Here is a 15792-nt window from a genome sequence, read left to right as displayed (position 1 = left end):
TTGCGTGAACCTTACAGCGAACTTGATGATCGTCAAAAAATTGCAACATTAAAGCGAATTTAAAACACCAACGCCCAGCACCGTGAAGTGCTGGGCGTTGGTCGTTCCCCATCCGGGACTGAAGGTACTAAAACCGGATGGAGACGTGTCACTGACAAGGGCGGGCGGTGGATCGTTCGCCTTCAGCCTTGCGGCCTCAAGATTATTCTGCCTTTGCCAGTTGGCTGCGGATGACCGCTCTCAGATCGTCGATCGGCTTCAGCTCGTCGCCATCCTCGTAGTGCCAGAATGTCCAGCCATTGCATGCATCGAAGCCCTGCACTTTCGCGCCAAGGCGGTGAATGGAACCGGCAGCCCCGCCGGATGCGATCGTACCATCCGCACGAATAATGGCGCTATAGCGGCGTTTGGCGTCGGTCAGAACCTGGCCAGGGCGGACAAGCCCGCTTTCCACCAGCGTGTTGAAAGCGACGCGCGGCTCTGCCTTCTTGCCCGTCATAACCGTCAATTCGGCCTTGCCGAGCGGCTCGACAGCCGCGATACGCGCGGATGCCGCATCGATGTAATCCTGCTCGCGCTCAATGCCAACAAAGTGGCGACCGAGGCGCTTTGCAACGGCACCGGTCGTGCCAGAGCCAAAGAAAGGATCGAGGACGACATCGCCAGGCTTGGTGGACGCCATGATGATACGGGCCAGCAGAGCTTCCGGCTTCTGCGTCGGATGAACCTTCTTGCCGTCTTCGCCCTTCAGGCGCTCATGACCGCTGCAAATCGGGAACAACCAGTCGGAGCGCATCTGCACGTCGTCGTTCGAGGCTTTCAACGCCTCGTAGTTGAACGTGTAACCCTTGGCTTTTGGATCGCGGCTCGCCCAGATCATCGTTTCATGGGCGTTCTGGAACCGGCGTCCCTTGAAGTTCGGCATAGGGTTGGTCTTGCGCCAGACGATATCGTTGAGGAGCCAGAAATCGAGATTCTGGAGCATCGCCCCGACGCGGAAGATGTTGTGGTAGGAGCCGATCACCCAGATCGTGCCATTCGGCTTCAGGACACGGCGGCAGGCCAGAAGCCATGCCCGTGTAAACGCATCATATGCCTCGAAGGACGCGAACTGATCCCACTCATCATCCACCGCATCGACCAGAGACTGGTCCGGGCGGTGAAGCGCACCACCAAGCTGGAGATTGTAGGGCGGATCGGCAAAAATCGCATCGACCGACTGGCTGGGAAGGGCATCCAAGGCAGCGACGCAATCACCCTTGATGATGCTGTCTTTCCAGGCGTCGCTCTCGCCCGCACGATCAAAACCGGCACGCCGAAAATCGGCCAGCGGAAAAACTGCTGCCATTGGTACTCGCTCCATACGCTTACTCTCTACTGATGCTTATGGTTACCGAAGATGGTTATCAAAGACTGAACAAGTCACGGAAATTTCGAAATAAACACGCAAGCGACCGTCTGTGCGTCCGCGTTCTCGATCCGGAATGGAACCGGTGGGCGCGTATAAACGTTGCGCACAACAGGTCATTCGTGCCGACGCGTCGGCGTCGCAAAAAGACCGGAAACGCGGGGGTAAATTTACAGATGCGCATCATGGAAAAAACGGTCCCGTTCGCGGCAGGTGCCGTATCCTCCGCCGCCATCCTGATGGCTCTCGCTACACCCTCATGGTCACAGGTACCGAAAGCTGCTTTCAACGTTGTCACGGATGCGGTGCTTTACGATGGTGGTCCATCACTTGGCGACAGCGCGACGGTGCGATGGGACTTCTACAAAGCGGATGCATCCGGGCAACGCTCCGACGTCAATGCCGGCGGCTCCTATGACGCCACCTTCGAGGCCAAACTGCCTGTCGGCAAGTATGTGGCCGTTGCTGCTCTTGGTAACATCGTTCGCGAAATCCCATTCGAAGTTAAGGATGGCGCGACGGCGAGACCAAAAGCCAATTTCGACGCCGCTGAATTGACGGTGATACCAAGACGCAGCCCCGGCGGAGACGTTGAAGCGCAGGCGCGAACAGAAGTCACCCAAGGACCGTTCAAGGAAAGCATTTACGGAGAAACCCACGCCTTCGTGCCGGCAGGAACTGTCAAGCTTATCGGCAGCATTGGCCCGGCGCGTGCAGAGGAAACCCTTGCCGTGAAAGCTGGTGAAACCTTGCGTCACGACCTGATCATTCCAAGCGGCGTTGTCATTGCAAAGGCCGTTTATGCGCAGGATGGAAAAGCCGTCGAGACGGGCGATATCCGCTTCGAGGCGCTTTCGGCCAAGGAGACACTGGACGGCACACGCCAGTCCATCAACGGCGTTTATGGCGTTGGCAAGGTTATGGAGATGCCGGCGGGCGACTTCATGATGAGCGCGCGCCTCGGCAAAGTGACCGTGCAGCAACCCTTTACGGTAACGGCTGGAAAGCGGACCGAAATAACCGTCAATCTCGACGCCGGCATCCTGGTCGTCAAAGCGACTGGGGCCGAGAGAATCGACATCATGGCAATTACCAGGGATCTGCAGGGCACACCGGAGGAGATTTCCGGCCGCTATGGCACCGAGCATCAGGAGACATTGCATCCCGGCGACTACTCCGTGAGAGTGAGTTACGAGAAGAAAGCGAACCGCGACCCGAAAGAGATCAAGGCCACGGTCAAGGCTGCTGAGCGAACCGAAATTAACGTCACGGAGTGATCTCGACCGCGGTGATCGGTTCCCCGATCCTGACACCGTAAAATCCCGATGTGGCCACCCGATCACATAACTTTTGCCACTGGCACCCCTGACAGGCCCGCCTCAGTTCGCCAGCGGCGAAGGCAAGGCGCAGTTTCAACAGGAATTCCGGTGAAAGCTGAAAGCGTTTGCCGGGAGTGAAGGTCTCGTTCATCAAGGCAGACACCAAATGCCGAGCGGTCTCGTCTCTACGGCGTACGCTGTCATTGAAGCAATGCGCGTCTTTCTCGCAGAGAAGACCCTGGCAAATGTCGTCAGGGCCTTCAACGAGTTCGATCTCCTCGCCATCGTTCATACGCCTGGCAACACGGTCATAGTTGACCGTGAAGCCTGGTGTGTACCCCTTCCCCACATAGGTGAGTATGCAGAGAAGATGATGGGCGCGAAGGCGTATCGTCACGCGGCGTTCTTCCGGCGCACCGACGCGGCTTTCAGGACAGATGCTGCGAGTGCCGACTTCAACACCGCACCCAGGATGAAGGGTGCCACACCCGCAATCCAGGCCTTTTCAGCGCCGATAACACCTGCCAGCCAAACCCAGCCGAGCGCAAGGCAAAGGATGTTCGCAAGCAGGTGGAGAAGGAAACCCGCAACCGGGCGTTCGCCCGTTACACCGCGTTCGGTGACAAAACCGACAAGTGCCGCCATCACCGGAAAGGCAACGAGGTAGCCGGCGGTCGGGCCGATAAACGGCGCGATGCCGGATTTGAGACCCGCAAGCACCGGCAGACCGATCATGGCTTCACCAAGCCAGGCCAAGACCGTCAACGTGCCAAGACGCCAGCCGTAAAGCGCACCTATCATCGTCACCGCAAATGTCTGCATGGTGATCGGCACAGGCACCATCGGCACCGAAATCTGCGACGCAAGTGCGAGGACCAAAGTTCCGGCAACGATGAATATCGCCTGCTGCACATAGGATCGCGCGGGAATGTCAAAAAATGCAATCGTGGAATTGCGTATCTCGGTCGCCATCTATCTCTCCTTTTAAAAATTATAGATAATTTCTACGAGCGGCCTATTGGTACGCGAGAATCTCACAAAAACGCAACAGAAGAAGGAGCAAGCAGCATCAATCAAGAACGGCGATTGTGGACAGCGTCGAATATAACGACGCATAATCAATAATTTATATCGATATAAAATTATCTATAATTTACCCAACGATCGCGAATGCGTCATGGACGGAACCGGATGATGTCCGGATTGCAGTGCGCCCAATCCACTGTACGTGGCCATCAAGGATGCGAACAGCCTCCTCCGCACGTCCACCGCGCAAGGCGTCTATGATGGCACGGTGATCCGTATCGGTGCGCCGCTCCCACCCTGCCCGCCACGCGGAAAACAGGAACCGTGCGCTGGCTGCGTGAAGCCCGTCGATCGCCTCCATCAGGCGCGGCATATTGCACGGTTCGGTGATCAGTCGATGGAAGCGACGGTTTGCGTCTTCCCAATGCTGGACATTGAGAGCCCGATCTCCCTCAAGCGTTGCCGCTTCCGCAGCATCGAGAATGTTTGCCGTCATGTTCGGAATGGCGTGACGCAGCGCCAGCACCTCGAGCGCGGCTCGCATTTCGGCCACCTCGCGCACGTCGGAAAGACCGAAATCGGCGACACGCACGCCGCGCCGTGGAATGCTGGCGGCAAGCCCCTGCGCCTCAAGCCTGCGAAAAGCTTCGCGTACCGGTACGTGCGAGGCACCGAATTCAGCGGCGATATGGTCCTGACGCAGACGCTCACCCGGCGCCAGTTCACCACGCACGATGCGATCCGCCAGGGCGCGGCTTATTCGGGCGGCAATCGTATCTTCAGGTCTGGTTTTGGCGGTTTTGGGCATGACCTCACATAGCGCATGTCGCGCAAAACTGTGTAGCAGTTTTTACGGCGACGACATTCACGGCGAGCCATGTCGTGTGCGGAAATATCCCTTGCAAACAGGCTGGTTGAGATTGATGCCCACATGGTCTAAAAGCCCGGCATCGCTTTTCCTCCATAACAGATCCGATACAGGGAGTGCCCATGAGCGGCTTCGACCTCATTATTTTCGACTGCGACGGCGTTCTCGTCGATTCCGAAATCATTGCAGCGCAGGTGGAATCCCGCCTGCTGACAGAGGCGGGTTACCCGATCTCAGTCGAGGAGATGGGTGAGCGCTTCGCCGGCATGACCTGGAAGAACATTCTTCTTCAGGTCGAAAGCGAAGCCAGCATTCCATTTTCGGCTTCGTTGCTTGAAAAGTCGGAAAAACTGCTCGACGCACGACTGGAACGGGATGTTAAAATCATCGAAGGCGTGAAATTTGCACTGTCGCGCCTGACGACACCTCGCTGCATCTGCTCCAATTCATCCAGCCACCGTCTCGATATGATGCTGACGAAGGTCGGTCTGAAGCCATATTTCGCGCCGCATATCTATTCAGCGAAGGATCTCGGGGCTGATCGCGTAAAACCGAAGCCGGACATTTTCCTGCACGGCGCGGCGCAGTTCGGTGTTTCTCCCGATCGCGTGGTCGTGGTCGAGGATTCCGTTCATGGCATCCATGGTGCACGGGCTGCAGGCATGCGCGTTGTCGGCTTTACCGGCGCGTCTCACACCTACCCAAGCCATGCCGACCGCTTGACGGACGCCGGTGCTGAGACTGTGATTTCCCGTATGCAGGATTTGCCTGCCGTCATTGCCGCCATGGCTGAATGGCAGGGCGCGTTCTAAGCCCTATCACAATCAAAGAAAAAGCCGGGGCCGCACCTGCTGCCCCGGCTTTTTTCATTCTTGGCCGAGTTTAACGGCGCGATGTCTTGGCTCGTGCGCCCTTGGCAGCCTGATCGGCAAAGCCGATGAAGACGTTTGCCGTCTTCGGCGCACCGCCTGGAGCGTTCGGAATGGCAACGTGATCGTTGCTGAAAATGAACTGCGTCCCTGCGGAACCCGCCGGCACGTCAACAGCAAAATTCGTCGTCTCACCAAAGATCTCACCGTCGCCATCCTTCACCGTCACGCGGATCGGCACCGTAACGCGGCCGGGCTTCGCCATCGGACCAGGCACCAGACGTCCCTGGGCCAGCACGTTCACGGTCAACGTCGACTCGTTCATGCTGCAAGAACGCGTCGTATCAGACAGAGAGACCTGATAGGCGAGCTTGGTCGGGTCATCCTTGGCGCCACCGGCATATACGCGATGGACGGCGTTGGTATCGAGAATGGTAACCGTCGGGCAATTGGCCTGAACGACTGGAGCGACCGGATTGGCCGCATTCGCAGGAGGATTGACCGCCAGGGACTCCGACGGATTGGATGAGTTGCAGCCCGCAACGACAACCAGAAGCGACATCGCGGCGGACAAACGCAAGAAATTCCCTGACACTCTGCTAATTCCTCATCCCTTGCCCCGGAACCGAACCGGAGACGCTGTTTATTGGCCTTTCACGCCGGGTGGCGATGGTCTATAGCAGCGACGCCAGAAAAAATCGATTGGCTGATGTTCGGTTTTGCTTGAATTTTGCAGAAAGCCCTTCATTACCTCGCCAATCGCCGCTTTCGAGGCGGAAAGCCGGTAGACGTGCAGGTCAAGGACAAGGGAACATCTCGTGAAATATATATCGACCAGGGGTACCGCCCCATCGCTTGGTTTTTGCGACGCGCTTCTGGCGGGTCTGGCGCGCGATGGCGGGCTTTATGTGCCGCGCGAATGGCCTTCCATGTCCAAAAAGGAAATCCGCAATCTTCGCGGCAAGACCTATCAGGAGGTCGCCTTCGAGGTTCTCTACCGCTTTACCGGCGGCGAAATTCCAGCCGACACTTTCCGCTCCATGATCGACGACGCCTACGCGACATTCCGTCATCCGGCCGTTGTTCCATTGGTTCAGACGGGCCCCAACAGCTTTGTTTTGGAACTGTTCCACGGTACCACGCTGGCGTTCAAGGACGTGGCGATGCAACTCCTCGCCCGCCTGATGGATTACACGCTGACCCAGCGCGGCGAACGCGCCACGATCGTTGGCGCCACCTCCGGTGATACCGGCGGCGCAGCCATCGATGCCTTTGCAGGCCGCGAACGCACCGACATCTTCATTCTCTTTCCGAACGGCAAGGTTTCACCGGTGCAGCAGCGCCAGATGACGACCTCGACCGCTTCGAACGTGCACGCGCTGGCGATCAACGGCAATTTCGACGACTGCCAGAACCTCGTCAAAGAAATGTTCAATGATGGGAAGTTCCGCGATGGCGTGAAGCTCTCGGGCGTCAACTCCATCAACTGGGCGCGCATCATGGCGCAGGTTGTGTACTACTTCACCGCCTCGCTTGCACTCGGTGGTCCGGACCGCAAGATTTCCTTCACTGTGCCGACCGGCAACTTCGGTGACATCTTCGCCGGTTACGTCGCCAAGAAAATGGGGCTGCCGATCGACAAGCTGGTGGTCGCAACCAACGACAACGACATCCTCGCACGCACGCTGAAAACCGGCCGCTACGAAATGCGCGGCGTCAAAGCCACCACTTCGCCGTCGATGGACATTCAGATTTCATCCAACTTCGAGCGTCTGCTGTTCGAAGCATATGACCGCGACGCCAGCGCTGTGAAAGCATCGATGGACGGCCTGAAACAGTCAGGCGCTTTCGAAATTCCGGCTAAGGCCATGAAATTCATCAAGCGCGACTTCCGCGCCGGACGCGCCACGGAAAAGCAGGTTGCCGCAACCATTCGCGACACCCTGGAAAAGACAGGCTATCTGATCGACCCGCATACGGCGACCGGTGTTTTTGTGGCTGAGAAGTATGAAAAGCCGACAAGCCCGATGGTCGTTCTGTCGACGGCCCACCCGGCTAAATTCCCGGCCGCTGTAAAATCCGCTTGCGCAATCGATCCGGCGCTTCCAGTATGGCTCTCCGATCTGATGAACCGGGAGGAGCGTTTCGACGTTCTGGACGCAGAGCTTAAAGCCGTGGAAACATTTATCGGCAAACATGCGCGCGCCAGCAAATAGAGACGCGGAAAGACGCTGATATGAAAGTAAATTTGACCCGGCTTTCGTCCGGGTTAACCGTTGTGACGGAAAGAATGCCACATCTCGAAAGCGTCGCTCTCGGGGTGTGGATCAAGTCAGGCTCCCGCAACGAAACGAATGCCGAACACGGCATTGCCCACCTTCTCGAACATATGGCCTTCAAGGGCACGTCGCGGCGCACAGCCCGACAGATCGCCGAAGAGATCGAGAATGTCGGCGGAGAGGTCAATGCGGCGACATCGACGGAAACCACGTCCTATTACGCCCGTGTCCTCAAAGACCACGTCCCCCTCGCCGTCGATATTCTTGCTGACATCCTGACGGAGTCGCTGTTCGACGAAGACGAACTGGAGCGTGAAAAGAACGTCATTCTCCAGGAGATCGGTGCTGCAACCGATACGCCTGACGACGTGATCTTCGACAATTTTTCCGGTGTCGCCTATCGCGACCAGACCATTGGTCGTCCGATCCTCGGCACACCCGAGACGGTGCAGTCCTTCACCACCGGCCAGATCCGTAATTACCTCTCCCGCAACTACACGACGGACAGGATTTTCGTCGTTGCGGCGGGCGCTGTCGATCATGACAGCTTCGTCAAGCAGGTGGAAGCGCGCTTCGCTTCGCTGCCGCTGGTTCCCAGCGCACCGCCCGTCTTCGAAAAAGCGATTTATACCGGCGGCGAAATCCGCGAAACGCGCGACCTGATGGACGCACAGGTTCTGCTCGGCTTTGAAGGCAAGGCGTATCACGCCCGTGACTTCTATTGTTCGCAGATCCTCGCCAATATCCTCGGCGGCGGGATGTCATCCAGACTTTTCCAGGAAGTGCGTGAACATCGCGGCCTTTGCTATTCCGTCTATGCCTTCCATTGGGGTTTTTCCGATACCGGCGTTTTCGGCGTTCACGCGGCAACCGGCAGCGCCGATCTGGCGGAACTGGTGCCTGTCATCGTCCACGAACTGGCAAAATCCTCAGAAACGATCAATCAGCAGGAAATCGACCGCGCCCGCGCCCAGATCAGGGCACAATTGCTGATGGGCCAGGAAAGCCCTGCGGCTCGCGCCGGTCAGATCGCCCGCCAGATGATGCTTTATGGTCGCCCCATTCCGAACGAGGAAATGATGCAGCGCCTTGGCGACATCACCGTCGAGCGCCTGACCGATCTTGCGGGACGGCTGTTTTTCGATAGAGTTCCTACATTGTCCGCAATCGGCCCGCTTGAAAATCTGGCGCCGCTCTCGGACATCACTGCGGCGCTTTCTGCGCAGCAGCCTGCAAAGATCATCGCAAACGGCTGAGAGCGGAGGCGTTCCGCACAGGGACTTGAATGCTGCGTTTTCTTTCCCGACACCATGACACGCCAGAATTGCGCAGCGACAACCACCTTTTGAGATTGCCGCGTTATGGCGATTTCAAACAATGGCACACATTGCGATCGGAGAGCCGGCAGTTTCTTCAGCCGTGGGAACCGGCGTGGCGCTCCGATGAGCTGACAGAAAGCTCGTTTCGCATGCGCGTCGTGCGCAACGGCCAGGAGTTTTCCTCCGGCACTGCCGTATCATTTCTGCTTTTCGAAAAAGAGGCGACGCTGCTCGGTGGGCTTACCGTTGGCTATATTCGCCGCGGCGCGGCGCAAAGCTGCATGATCGGCTATTGGATTGGGGAGCGATACGCCGCTCAAGGCCATATGTCTGCCGCATTAAAATTGGTAATTCCCTACATCTTTAACGGACTTCAGTTGCACCGCATCGAGGCAGCCTGTATTCCGGAAAACTTCAAAAGCATCCGGCTTCTTGAAAATGCCGGTTTCCAGCGGGAAGGTCTCTTGCGGGAATATCTGAAAATCAACGGCGAATGGCGGGATCATGTGATGTTTTCCCTTCTTGCCGACAAGCAAAGCTCCGGCGGAACGAAGTACGATATATGACCAACGATCACTTTGCGCTCCGCACTGCTCGACGTATGGCGGCGTTGTCGCTGGCCGCACCGATCTTCTTGCTGCTGTTGTTTTTTGCCTCTGCATCGCAAGCCTTCGAACCCGTCAAGATTTCCCGTGACGACACCGCGCTTGACCTGACCGCGACCACCGACATCTACGCCAACCAGGGTGAAGCCTTCCAGGTATCGACCGCGCCGGGACCAGATGGCATCCGCCGGCGTATCGAGGTGCGCGCCAGCTCGCCAGACCACCAGGGCGACTGGGCTGTCTTTGCGCTTGCCAACGTCTCGGAAGAGCAGCTCGAGCGCGTTATCGTCGCGCCGCATTTCCGTCTGGTCAATTCCAAGCTGTTCTGGCCTGATCTTGGTTCGCAACGCATCATCGCCATCACGCCTTCGGAAGGCTTTGCGCTTGACCGGCAACCGAGCCCCGATGCTGACGTGTTCCGCATTACGCTGAACCCCGGCTCCGTCATTACCTTTGTTGCCGAGCTTTCGACACCGCAATTGCCGCAGATCTATCTGTGGGAGCCGGAAGCCTACAAGGATACCATCAACGCCTTCACCCTCTATCGCGGCATCGTGCTCGGCATTGCCGGCCTACTGGCCGTGCTGTTGACGATCCTGTTCGTCGTGAAGGGCACCTCGGTTCTACCGGCGTCGGCCGCTCTTGCCTGGGCCGTGCTTGCCTATATCTGCGTTGACTTCGGCTTTCTTGAAAAGCTCATAACCGTCACATCCAGCGATCAACGAATATGGAGGGCGGGCGCCGAAGTGGCGCTCGCCTCCAGCTTCGTGGTCTTCCTGTTCACCTATCTCAACCTCAACCGATGGCACGCACATCTTGGTTATGCGACCTTTGCCTGGGTAGTGGGCCTTGCGGTACTGTTCGGTGTGGCGATCTACGACCCTTCGGTGGCGTCGGGGATCGCGCGCGTTTCCTTCGCACTGACCGCGACGGCGGGGATCGCGCTGATCATCTATCTCGGCTTTAACCGCTACGACCGGGCTATTCTGCTCGTGCCGTCATGGGCCCTCATTCTTGTCTGGCTGTTCGGAAGCTGGCTGACAGTGACGGGGCAACTGGACAACGACATCGTGCAGCCGGCGCTTGGCGGCGGGCTGGTTTTGATCGTGCTTCTGATCGGCTTCACCGTGATCCAGCATGCCTTTGCCGGCAGTGCGTACCAGCAGGGCCTGTTCTCCGATCTGGAGCGCCAGTCCCTGGCATTGACAGGGTCTGGCGATACGGTGTGGGACTGGGACGTGACCCGTGACCGCATCGTCACCACCCCGGATATTTCCAACCGGCTTGGCCTGGAACCTGGCACGATGCATGGCGCAGCCCGCAACTGGCTGCCGCGCCTGCATCCAGACGACCGCGACCGCTTCAAGGCGACGCTGGATGTGCTGCTGGATCATCGCAAGGGACGTCTCAACCACGAGTTCCGCATCCGCGCCGAAGACGGCCATTTCCACTGGCTGCAGATCCGCGCCCGTCCGGTTCTTGGCTCGAACGGTGAAATCATTCGCTGCGTTGGCACCATCACCGATATCACCGAACAGAAAAACTCGGTCGAGCGGCTGCTGCAGGATGCGATGAATGACAACCTGACCGGCCTTCCGAACCGGCAGGTGTTCCTTGACCGCCTGCAGTCAATCCTCAACCTGTCCTCCGATGGCGAAAGCGTGCGCCCGACCGTGATGGCGATCGATATTGATCGCTACAAGCTGGTCAACGACACGCTGGGCATTGCTGCTGGCGACAACATTCTGATTGCGCTGACACGACGTCTGCGTCGCCTTCTGAAGCCGCAGGATACGCTTGCCCGTCTTGGCGGTGATGAATTCGGTCTGATCCTCACGTCGGAGCGCGATCCGCAACGTGTTGCAGATTTCGCCGATGCTGTGAACAAGGCGATCATGGTGCCAATCAATTTCGCCAATCGCGAAATCATCCTGACAGCCTCAATCGGCCTTGTCTCTTGGATCGACCAGCAGGAAAGTGCTGCCGGTCTCCTCAGCGACGCCGAACTGGCGATGTACCGGGCCAAGCGCGCCGGCGGCAACCGCGTTGAACCGTTCCGCCCGGCCTTCCGCACCTCCGGTACGGATCGTCTGCAGATGGAGAGTGATCTGCGCCGCGCCATCGAGCGCAAGGAACTCTCGCTTGCCTATCAGCCAATCATCAAACTCGATGACGGCGGGCTTGCCGGATTCGAAGCGCTGATGCGATGGGAACACCCGAAGCGCGGCAATATTCCGCCGAGCGAGTTCATCCCCGTCGCGGAAGCATCCGGATTGATCGAACCGCTTGGCATGTTCGCCCTTGAGCGTGCTGCGACCGACCTGATGGACTGGCAGCATGCCATCGACAAGATGCCGATCTTCATTTCGGTCAATATTTCCAGCGCGCAATTGCTGAACAACGAGTTGTACAACGATGTGCGCAGCATGCTGACGCGCACGCGCTGCAATCCGCAGCAGTTGAAGCTGGAACTGACGGAATCGGTGGTGATGGAAAACCCAGAACAGGCACGCCTTGTTCTGTCCAAACTCAAGGAAACCGGCCTCAGCCTTGCGATGGACGATTTCGGCACGGGTTATTCGTCGCTGGCCTATCTGACCCGTTTCCCCTTCGACACGATAAAGCTCGACAAGGCGCTGGTTGCCAATACAAGCGACAAGCGCAATGTTTTGTTGCGTTCCGTCATTGCCATGGCGCGTGCACTGGACATGCAGGTGGTGGCGGAAGGTATCGAAACACCTGAGGATGCGGCGGAACTTGCCCGCATGAACTGCCATTACGGACAGAGCTTCCTGTTTGGCACCCCGGGCACCGCCGAAACGGCACTGAAGCTGCTTCGTGAGCAGTTCCAGCAGACCAAAAGAGCTTCGTAAAAAATGCAGGCATCCTCGGGTCATGCCGAGGATGCCGCAGATATAGCGCGCCTTACTGAACCATTGCCGTCTGCTGCACGTCTTGCTGCGTTTCGCTTACGCCAACGATTTTTCCGTGCAGCAATGCACGAATGAACTCCAGTTTCGAAACCACCGGCGGTGTCAGCACGAAGGGATATAGGTCCGCCTCCCCCATGCTGCGCTGGATGGAATTGATGGCAACGCTGAGAGGAATCCACGCCTTGACGATTTGCTCGGCACTACGGGCATTGTAGGGATCAAACGTGACTTCCGCAGCCATTTCCTCGTGCCCATCGGGATCAACAGCAACACCAAAGGCCCGCGCCGTTTCCAGCGTGTCGACGATGTGCAGATAATGAGCGAAACACTCCGCGAAATCCTCCCAGGGATGTACGGAGGCATAAGAGCTGATGAAACTATCCTGCCAGTCGGGTCTGGGACCCTGCTCATAGTTCCGTTGCAGCGCCGCTCCGTAATCCTCGCGTTCGTCACCGAACGCAGCACGGAATGGCTCGAACAGGTTTTTGTCGCGGACCAGCTTGTTCCAGATGAAATGCCCCACCTCATGACGGAAATGCCCCAACATGGTTCGATAGGGCTCGTTCATGTTGGCGCGCACCTGTTCGCGCGTCACATCATCGGCTTCCGCCGCCCTGATGGCAATCAGCCCTTCGTCATGCCCCGTCATAGCCGGGATGACCGACCCATCAGGCGCAACCTCATCGACAAGGAAATCAAAGACGAGCCCACCAGCAGGATCGACATCCCTGTTGGGGTGAGGAAGCTTGAGACGCAACAGCGAATAAAAGAGGTGACGCTGGGCCTGGCTGATCCGCCGCCACTGCCCGATCCCTTGCTCCGTCGCGATATCCGGCACTAGGCGGTTATGGCTGCATGCCGGACAAAAGGCACTTTCGCTTTGCGCCGGGACAGACCAGTTACAGATATCGTTGACTTCATTGGCGCAAAAACGCACCTGCTTCTCAGGTTCAGCCACAAGCTGCCAGTTTGGTTCACCAACCGGCGCCAGGGCTTCCATGGAAAGTCGCTCCGGCACGAAGGCCAGCCGATGACCGCAGGACACACAAAAGCGATTGTCAAAATGGACGGGTTGTCCGCAGGAGGCGCAGGAGAAGAGCTTCATGAGTGACCTGTGTGCTGAGCAGAAGGGAAAACGCCAAAACAGGCGCTTCTACGAGAAGAGCGCATGTATCGAAAGACACATGCGCTCGAAGTTTCAGGCCGCGGAAGGTTCGCGGTCAGATCCCTTGTTACATCCGGTCGACCGCGCCCTTTACGGCGTCTTTCGCCTTGCCGACGCTGGTCTGCACCTTGCCCTTTGCTTCCTGGGCGGCACCCTTGGCGCGCAACTCATTGTCGCCGGTCGCTTCGCCGACGTTTTTCTTCACCTTGCCTGCGACTTCGTTTGCTTTGCCGGCGATCTTATCGGATGTGCTACCCATGGTATTTCTCCCTTGTTGAACCGAACTAGTCGTCCGGTTTTCGGGGGAGTAACGTCAGGGATCGGAATTTGGTTCCGACAACAAAACGCACTTCAATGAGGGCTCAGGCGTGCCCGGCCTCAGCCGACAGCATGCGCGGATCAACGCCCATCAGTGCCAGGGCGCGTTCGTACTTGTTATCCAAAAGCCTGTCGAAGATCAGATCATCGGATGCGGGGCAATTGAGCCAGCCATTGTTGGCGATTTCGTTTTCAAGCTGGCCTGGCCCCCAACCCGCGTAGCCGAGCAGCATTGTCGCCCGCTTCGGACCATGGCCGTTGGAAATGGCTCTGACGATATCAAGCGTCGCCGTCAGTGAAATCTCATCGCTTACGGGAATACTCGACTCGCTCCCATAGTCATCCGAGTGAAGCACGAAACCACGGCCAGTTTCGACCGGGCCACCGGACTGTATGGGGAAATCGCGAGTGCGGTTGGGCAGCATGATGGCATCATTGCTATCCACCAGTTTGAGATGCAGAAGAATGTCCGTGAACGTTATCTGCTGTGGCCGATTGATGATAAATCCCATGGCACCTGCGTCCGAATGGGCGCAGATGTAAACGACCGAACGGGCGAAGTTTCCATCGTCCAATCCTGGCATGGCGATCAGAAACTGACCGTCGAGAAAGCCACGTTCGCGTTTTTCCATCAGGGTTGAAAAGCTCACAGGCGCCTCCAGAAGGCCGTCATCCGCACGTCAGCGGAATGCGGCGCTCGCATTTCGACAGTCAATAGGATGAGGCATAGTGCGTTATCAATCAACCGAAAATGATGAACGGCACAAATTCGTAACTGGCCCACCCGACAATGTTGCGTTAGACGGGAAGTATGAGCATCAGGACATTCTTGCAGTTTTCACGTTCTTGTATTGCAATCGCCATCATCGCGGGCAGTGCGCACGCAGCGCAGGCGGAAATCACCGACTGGGCCAGCAGCGAGGGCGGGCGGATGCGAGTCGTTGCCCTTTCGGGCGACGAAAACGGTAGTATCCGTGGTGTCCTGCAAATCGAGCCCAACCCTGGCTGGATTACCTATTGGCGGGAACCGGGCGAAGCAGGCATACCACCACAGATCAACCTCGATCCGGCCAGTGGCGTGACGTTGTCTTCGATGTCTTATCCCGTTCCCAAACTGATCGAGAATGGCGATCTCAACGACATCGGATACGATCAGGCTGTCGGGCTCCCCTTCGAGCTCAAGACCCTCGGCAATGCCACCAATGAGAAAGTCCGGATGACTGCCTTCATCGGGGTATGCCAGAATATCTGCATTCCCTTCGAGGCGACGTTCGAGATCGGCCGTGGTAAACCTGAAGACACCAATGACGAGGAGCGCAAGTTGCTGAATGAAGCACGCGCGACCTTGCCGGAGGCTGCCTCCGACGATTTCAAGGTCACCGATTTTCACATTACCCCGGACAAAACCATGCTCGGCGTACAATTGCTGCTGCCGGAAAACGCACCGAAAGAAACGGAAATATTTGTCGCCGGGCCATCTGGTTTTGCCTATTTCGAGCCACAGAACCTGGTGCGCGACAAACGCAAGTTATCATTCTACATGAACATCAAGGGACTTCCCAAGACCTATCAGGTGCCGGGCCAAAGCTGGCCTATTCTGGTCAAGAGCGGCAATCGGGCGATGGAGACGAACCTTAATTTTCCAAAGCCTTGACGGGTGTGGCATCGCATGCGGAAGAGTGG

The 15792-nt window shown here is 57.6% G+C and carries 15 protein-coding genes; 7 read left to right on the top strand and 8 right to left on the bottom strand.

What is annotated here, in order from left to right; genetic code table 11:
* Nucleotides 1-202: 202 nt before the first annotated feature.
* Entirely contained in the window at nt 203-1348 is a 1146-nt protein-coding gene (locus FY156_02585; GenBank protein ID UXS00457.1) for a site-specific DNA-methyltransferase, read from the bottom strand.
* A 236-nt stretch (nt 1349-1584) separates the two neighbouring features.
* On the opposite strand from FY156_02585, the gene FY156_02580 reads away from it, so the two are divergent.
* Complete coding sequence (locus FY156_02580; GenBank protein ID UXS00456.1) at nt 1585-2685, top strand: hypothetical protein; 1101 nt, start codon at nt 1585-1587, stop codon at nt 2683-2685.
* Here the strand turns inward: FY156_02580 and FY156_02575 are convergent.
* The 3 genes from FY156_02575 to FY156_02565 all read right to left on the bottom strand — a co-directional run bounded on the left by FY156_02575 (nt 2675) and on the right by FY156_02565 (nt 4561).
* Nucleotides 2675-3088, bottom strand: a complete 414-nt coding sequence (locus tag FY156_02575) for a DUF1284 domain-containing protein (protein UXS02992.1) — start codon at nt 3086-3088, stop codon at nt 2675-2677. The two genes, FY156_02580 and FY156_02575, sit on opposite strands and share 11 nt — an antisense overlap.
* Nucleotides 3089-3120: 32 nt before the next feature.
* On the bottom strand, nt 3121-3699 hold the full coding sequence (locus FY156_02570; protein ID UXS00455.1) for a biotin transporter BioY: 579 nt from the start codon (nt 3697-3699) through the stop codon (nt 3121-3123).
* A gap of 181 nt (nt 3700-3880) precedes the next feature.
* Nucleotides 3881-4561, bottom strand: coding sequence for a GntR family transcriptional regulator (locus tag FY156_02565; protein UXS00454.1), 681 nt, complete (start codon nt 4559-4561; stop codon nt 3881-3883).
* A 182-nt stretch (nt 4562-4743) separates the two neighbouring features.
* On the opposite strand from FY156_02565, the gene FY156_02560 reads away from it, so the two are divergent.
* Nucleotides 4744-5433: an HAD family hydrolase gene (locus FY156_02560; GenBank protein ID UXS00453.1), complete on the top strand. Its 690-nt coding sequence runs from the start codon at nt 4744-4746 to the stop codon at nt 5431-5433.
* Between the two features lie 70 nt (nt 5434-5503).
* Here the strand turns inward: FY156_02560 and FY156_02555 are convergent, their stop codons facing one another.
* Entirely contained in the window at nt 5504-6052 is a 549-nt protein-coding gene (locus FY156_02555; protein ID UXS02991.1) for a PilZ domain-containing protein, read from the bottom strand.
* Nucleotides 6053-6308: 256 nt separating this feature from the next.
* On the opposite strand from FY156_02555, the gene FY156_02550 reads away from it, so the two are divergent.
* From FY156_02550 to FY156_02535, 4 genes are read left to right on the top strand one after another with little or no spacing between them, the layout of a single operon-like run.
* On the top strand, nt 6309-7706 hold the full coding sequence (locus FY156_02550; GenBank protein UXS00452.1) for a threonine synthase: 1398 nt from the start codon (nt 6309-6311) through the stop codon (nt 7704-7706).
* A 20-nt stretch (nt 7707-7726) separates the two neighbouring features.
* A complete protein-coding gene (locus FY156_02545; GenBank protein ID UXS00451.1) occupies nt 7727-9025 on the top strand; it encodes an insulinase family protein in 1299 nt (432 codons plus the stop codon).
* Between the two features lie 29 nt (nt 9026-9054).
* On the top strand, nt 9055-9654 hold the full coding sequence (locus FY156_02540; protein UXS00450.1) for a GNAT family N-acetyltransferase: 600 nt from the start codon (nt 9055-9057) through the stop codon (nt 9652-9654).
* Nucleotides 9651-12566: a sensor domain-containing phosphodiesterase gene (locus FY156_02535; protein UXS00449.1), complete on the top strand. Its 2916-nt coding sequence runs from the start codon at nt 9651-9653 to the stop codon at nt 12564-12566. Before FY156_02540 ends, FY156_02535 begins: the two co-directional genes overlap by 4 nt.
* Nucleotides 12567-12618: 52 nt before the next feature.
* Here FY156_02535 and FY156_02530 read toward each other — a convergent pair whose 3' ends face one another.
* From FY156_02530 to FY156_02520, 3 genes are all read right to left on the bottom strand, one after another.
* Nucleotides 12619-13731 carry a hypothetical protein gene (locus FY156_02530; protein UXS00448.1) on the bottom strand — a complete coding sequence of 371 codons (1113 nt, stop codon included), beginning with the start codon at nt 13729-13731 and terminating at the stop codon, nt 12619-12621.
* A gap of 127 nt (nt 13732-13858) precedes the next feature.
* The gene (locus FY156_02525; GenBank protein UXS00447.1) at nt 13859-14050 is read right to left on the bottom strand and encodes a CsbD family protein; all 192 of its coding nucleotides are present in this window, start codon (nt 14048-14050) and stop codon (nt 13859-13861) included.
* Between the two features lie 103 nt (nt 14051-14153).
* The gene (locus FY156_02520; GenBank protein UXS00446.1) at nt 14154-14759 is read right to left on the bottom strand and encodes a YqgE/AlgH family protein; all 606 of its coding nucleotides are present in this window, start codon (nt 14757-14759) and stop codon (nt 14154-14156) included.
* Between the two features lie 161 nt (nt 14760-14920).
* Between FY156_02520 and FY156_02515 the strand changes: the two genes are divergently transcribed.
* Nucleotides 14921-15763: a cytochrome C biogenesis protein gene (locus FY156_02515; GenBank protein UXS00445.1), complete on the top strand. Its 843-nt coding sequence runs from the start codon at nt 14921-14923 to the stop codon at nt 15761-15763.
* The last annotated feature ends 29 nt before the right edge of the window (nt 15764-15792 follow it).

The organism is Agrobacterium tumefaciens, from assembly GCA_025559845.1.
Lineage (GTDB): Bacteria > Pseudomonadota > Alphaproteobacteria > Rhizobiales > Rhizobiaceae > Agrobacterium.
This window is presented reverse-complemented; position numbering and strand designations above follow the sequence as displayed.

Coding starts and splice junctions, on each gene's coding strand:
- FY156_02515 (UXS00445.1), top strand. CDS start 14,921: ATGAGCATCAGGACATTCTTGCAGTTTTCACGTTCTTGTATTGCAATC.
- FY156_02530 (UXS00448.1), bottom strand. CDS start 13,731: ATGAAGCTCTTCTCCTGCGCCTCCTGCGGACAACCCGTCCATTTTGAC.
- FY156_02540 (UXS00450.1), top strand. CDS start 9,055: ATGCTGCGTTTTCTTTCCCGACACCATGACACGCCAGAATTGCGCAGC.
- FY156_02525 (UXS00447.1), bottom strand. CDS start 14,050: ATGGGTAGCACATCCGATAAGATCGCCGGCAAAGCAAACGAAGTCGCA.
- FY156_02535 (UXS00449.1), top strand. CDS start 9,651: ATGACCAACGATCACTTTGCGCTCCGCACTGCTCGACGTATGGCGGCG.
- FY156_02585 (UXS00457.1), bottom strand. CDS start 1,348: ATGGCAGCAGTTTTTCCGCTGGCCGATTTTCGGCGTGCCGGTTTTGAT.
- FY156_02580 (UXS00456.1), top strand. CDS start 1,585: ATGCGCATCATGGAAAAAACGGTCCCGTTCGCGGCAGGTGCCGTATCC.
- FY156_02555 (UXS02991.1), bottom strand. CDS start 6,052: ATGTCGCTTCTGGTTGTCGTTGCGGGCTGCAACTCATCCAATCCGTCG.
- FY156_02545 (UXS00451.1), top strand. CDS start 7,727: ATGAAAGTAAATTTGACCCGGCTTTCGTCCGGGTTAACCGTTGTGACG.
- FY156_02570 (UXS00455.1), bottom strand. CDS start 3,699: ATGGCGACCGAGATACGCAATTCCACGATTGCATTTTTTGACATTCCC.
- FY156_02565 (UXS00454.1), bottom strand. CDS start 4,561: ATGCCCAAAACCGCCAAAACCAGACCTGAAGATACGATTGCCGCCCGA.
- FY156_02560 (UXS00453.1), top strand. CDS start 4,744: ATGAGCGGCTTCGACCTCATTATTTTCGACTGCGACGGCGTTCTCGTC.